Origin of the sequence: Neglectibacter sp. CSJ-5 (genome assembly GCF_032490475.1) — a bacterium.
Taxonomy (GTDB): Bacteria; Bacillota; Clostridia; order Oscillospirales; family Acutalibacteraceae; genus Hominenteromicrobium; species Hominenteromicrobium mulieris.
Genome location: NZ_JAVYJC010000019.1, coordinates 1 through 4,738, shown reverse-complemented (window position 1 = coordinate 4,738; position 4,738 = coordinate 1). Strand labels below are relative to the sequence as shown.

The 4,738-nt window shown below is 50.6% G+C and carries 2 tRNA genes and 2 rRNA genes; all 4 read right to left on the bottom strand.

The features are described from left to right. Positions 1–39: 39 nt before the first annotated feature. A 23S ribosomal RNA gene (locus tag R2K26_RS15360) occupies positions 40–2,870 on the bottom strand. A 223-nt stretch (positions 2,871–3,093) separates the two neighbouring features. Beyond that, positions 3,094–3,170 (bottom strand) — tRNA-Ile (locus R2K26_RS15355). Between the two features lie 41 nt (positions 3,171–3,211). Next, positions 3,212–3,287: transfer RNA gene (locus R2K26_RS15350), tRNA-Ala, on the bottom strand. 134 nt (positions 3,288–3,421) lie between these two features. Beyond that, positions 3,422–4,738, bottom strand: a 16S ribosomal RNA gene (locus tag R2K26_RS15345); the annotation flags it as partial.

The following is a 4,738-nucleotide window of genomic DNA, read 5'->3' as shown; positions in this document are numbered from 1 at the left end:
AATGGGAGAAGAAAGCGCAATCTTGAACCAAGAAGGATTATGGTCAAGCCCTCGACCTATTAGTACTGCCAAGCTGAACACGTTACCGTGCTTACACATGCAGCCTATCAACCTTGTAGTCTACAAGGGGTCTTACTAGCTTACGCTATGGGATATCTAATCTTGGAGTCGGCTTCACGCTTAGATGCTTTCAGCGTTTATCCGTTCCGCACATAGTTGCCCAGCTGTGCCACTGGCGTGACAACTGGTGCGCCAGAGGTGCGTCCATCCCGGTCCTCTCGTACTAAGGACAGCTCTCCTCAAATATCCTGCGCCCACGACAGATAGGGACCGAACTGTCTCACGACGTTCTGAACCCAGCTCGCGTACCACTTTAATCGGCGAACAGCCGAACCCTTGGGACCGAATACAGCCCCAGGATGTGATGAGCCGACATCGAGGTGCCAAACCTCCCCGTCGATGTGGACTCTTGGGGGAGATCAGCCTGTTATCCCCAGGGTAGCTTTTATCCGTTGAGCGACGGCAATTCCACTCTCATACCGCCGGATCACTAACTCCAACTTTCGTTACTGCTCGGACCGTCATCCTCGCAGTTAGGCTGGCTTACGCGTTTACACTCTAAGGCATGGTTTCCAACCATGCTGAGCCAACCTTTGAGCGCCTCCGTTACCTTTTTGGAGGCGACCGCCCCAGTCAAACTGCCCACCTAACAATGTCCCCCGGCCAGATTCATGGCCGCAGGTTAGAATTCCAATAACTTAAGAGCGGTATTCCAACGTCGACTCCGCCGTGGCTGGCGCCACGGTTTCCTAGTCTCCCGCCTATCCTATACATAAATTATCGAAACCCAATATTAAGCTACAGTAAAGCTCCATGGGGTCTTTCCGTCTTGTCGCGGGTAACCGGCATCTTCACCGGTACTACAATTTCGCCGGGCGGGTAATTGAGACAGTGCCCAGATCATTACACCATTCGTGCGGGTCGGAACTTACCCGACAAGGAATTTCGCTACCTTAGGACCGTTATAGTTACGGCCGCCGTTTACTGGGGCTTCAATTCAATGCTTGCACATCTCCTCTTAACCTTCCAGCACCGGGCAGGTGTCAGCCCCTATACTTCATCTTTCGATTTGGCAGAGACCTGTGTTTTTGATAAACAGTTGCCTGGGCCTATTCTCTGCGACCACATCGCTGTGGCACCCCTTATTCCTAAGTTACGGGGTCAATTTGCCGAGTTCCTTAACTACCCTTCTCCCGTTGGCCTTAGAATTCTCTTCCTATCTACCTGTGTCGGTTTGCGGTACGGGCGCCGAAGATATACATAAGACTTTTCTCGCCCTCGTCCAAACTTGCTTCCCTACTAAATTTCGGTCCCTTTCGCCCGGGGCAACCATCGCCCGGGTCAAGTCCTTTCAAGGTGTCCTCTTACTTAAATCTTTTGGCGGCTACGGAATATCTACCGTATGTGCATCGGCTACGCCTTTCGGCCTCACCTTAGCTCCCGGCTTACTTGGAGCGGACGAACCTTCCTCCAAAAACCTTAGACTTTCGGCCAATATGATTCTCACATATTTCTCGCTACTCATTCCGGCATTCTCACTCGTATAAAGTCCACCAGCGCTTACGCTCTGACTTCACCCCTTATACGACGCTCTCCTACCATGCATTACTGCATCCCAAGCTTCGGTGTACGATTTAGCCCCGTTAAATTTTCGGCGCAGGGTCACTCGACCAGTGAGCTATTACGCACTCTTTTAATGAGTGGCTGCTTCTAAGCCAACATCCTGGTTGTCTGTGCAACCCCACATCCTTTTCCACTTAACCGTACTTTGGGACCTTAGCTGTGGGTCTGGGCTGTTTCCCTTTTGACAATGAAACTTATCTCACACTGTCTGACTCCCGTACATCAATTATCCGGCATTCTGAGTTTGATAGAGTTCAGTAACCTCTCGGCCCCTAGCTCATTCAGTGCTTTACCTCCGGTAATCTAATACGAGGCTAGTCCTAAAACTATTTCGGAGAGAACCAGCTATCTCCGGGTTCGATTGGAATTTCTCCGCTACCCACACCTCATCCGCTACCATTTCAACGGGAGTCGGTTCGGTCCTCCATGGAGTTTTACCTCCACTTCAACCTGGACATGGGTAGGTCACCCGGTTTCGGGTCGAATACAACTGACTTCATACGCCCTATTCAGACTTGCTCTCGCTACGGCTCCGGACCTTAAGTCCTTAACCTCGCCAGTTACATTCACTCGCCGGACCATTCTACAAAAGGTACCCGATCACCCGTTGATGGGCTCTCGGTGCTTGTAAGCACAAGGTTTCAGGTTCTTTTTCACTCCCCTCCCGGGGTCCTTTTCACCTTTCCTTCACAGTACTATACACTATCGGTCACTGGGTAGTATTTAGGCTTGGAGGGTGGTCCCCCCATATTCCCACCGGGTTTCACGTGTCCGGCGGTACTCTGGATACAGCTAGCGGATTTCGCTTTTCGCATACGTGACTCTCACACTGTTTCGTTGGCCTTCCCATGCCATTCTGCTAAACTTAATCCTACACATCGCTGTCCAAACCCCAAAAGTATTACTACTCTTGGTTTGGCCTCCTCCGCGTTCGCTCGCCACTACTAGCGGAATCTCGGTTGATTTCTCTTCCTCGCCCTACTTAGATGTTTCAGTTCAGGCGGTTCCCCTCATACACCTATGTATTCAGTGTATGATGATTAAACATGACTTTAATCGGATTGCTCCATTCGGAAATCTACGGATCAATGCCTACTTACGGCTCCCCGTAGCTTATCGCAGTTAGTCGCGTCCTTCATCGGCTCCCAGTGCCAAGGCATTCCCCTTGCGCTCTTTGTAGCTTGACCATGTGTTCTCTTCTTGGAATTAGAAATGAGTTTTGTAGTTATTTCTCTTTGCAAAGAATAAACTTAAACTTTTTCGCTTCTTTGAAATTGCAGTTATTACCCTAAACAATTATTTGGATCGTTAGACCTTTTAAATAATTCTCTAGTAAATAACAGTTTTCTCGCATTTTTATCTGCTTCGCTTTATTCAGTTTTCAAGGTACATTCTGCGGATTGCTCCGCTTGGTGGGCTTAAGTGGACTCGAACCACCGACCTCACGCTTATCAGGCGTGCGCTCTAACCGGCTGAGCTATAAGCCCATATCTAGTTAAACCACCGGTTGTTCGAACCTTTCGGCCCTTGGTGGAGATGAACGGGATCGAACCGATGACCCCCTGCTTGCAAAGCAGGTGCTCTCCCAGCTGAGCTACACCCCCATATTCTTTTCAGAACGAAGATGCCCCGTTCTTGAGGATCAAGACCCTCAAAATTAAACAACGATTAAAAGTTTTCCCTGTAATCTAACCTAGGATGTTGAAGAACAACCTTAGCTATTCTTGGTTCTCCATAGAAAGGAGGTGATCCAGCCGCACCTTCCGATACGGCTACCTTGTTACGACTTCACCCCAGTCGCCAATCCTACCTTCGGCAGCGTTCTCCTTGCGGTTAAACTACTGACTTCGGGTATTACCGGCTCCCATGGTGTGACGGGCGGTGTGTACAAGGCCCGGGAACGTATTCACCGCGGCATGCTGATCCGCGATTACTAGCAATTCCAACTTCATGTAGGCGAGTTGCAGCCTACAATCTGAACTGAGACCGTTTTTAGGGTTTTGCTCCACCTCGCGGTATTGCTTCCCTCTGTTAACGACCATTGTAGTACGTGTGTAGCCCAGGTCATAAAGGGCATGATGATTTGACGTCGTCCCCACCTTCCTCCGTTTTGTCAACGGCAGTCTGATTAGAGTGCTCTTGCGTAGCAACTAATCACAAGGGTTGCGCTCGTTGCGGGACTTAACCCAACATCTCACGACACGAGCTGACGACAACCATGCACCACCTGTCTCAACTTTCCCCGAAGGGCACCTAATGCATCTCTGCTTCGTTAGTTGGATGTCAAGACCTGGTAAGGTTCTTCGCGTTGCGTCGAATTAAACCACATACTCCACTGCTTGTGCGGGCCCCCGTCAATTCCTTTGAGTTTCAACCTTGCGGTCGTACTCCCCAGGTGGATTACTTATTGTGTTAACTCCGGCACGGAGGGGGTTAGACCCCCCACACCTAGTAATCATCGTTTACAGTGTGGACTACCAGGGTATCTAATCCTGTTTGCTACCCACACTTTCGTGCCTCAGCGTCAGTTAAAGCCCAGTAGGCCGCCTTCGCCACTGGTGTTCCTCCCGATCTCTACGCATTTCACCGCTACACCGGGAATTCCGCCTACCTCTACTTCACTCAAGACTAACAGTTTCAAAAGCAGTTCATGGGTTAAGCCCATGGATTTCACTTCTGACTTGCCAATCCGCCTACGCACCCTTTACACCCAGTAAATCCGGACAACGCTTGCTCCCTACGTATTACCGCGGCTGCTGGCACGTAGTTAGCCGGAGCTTCCTCCTCTGCTACCGTCACTATCTTCACAGAGGACAGAGGTTTACAATCCGAAAACCGTCATCCCTCACGCGGCGTTGCTGGGTCAGGGTTTCCCCCATTGCCCAATATCCCTCACTGCTGCCTCCCGTAGGAGTCTGGGCCGTGTCTCAGTCCCAATGTGGCCGATCAACCTCTCAGTCCGGCTACCGATCGTCGACTTGGTGGGCCGTTACCCCGCCAACTATCTAATCGGACGCGAGTCCATCTTTCAGCGGATTGCTCCTTTGATTGCTGT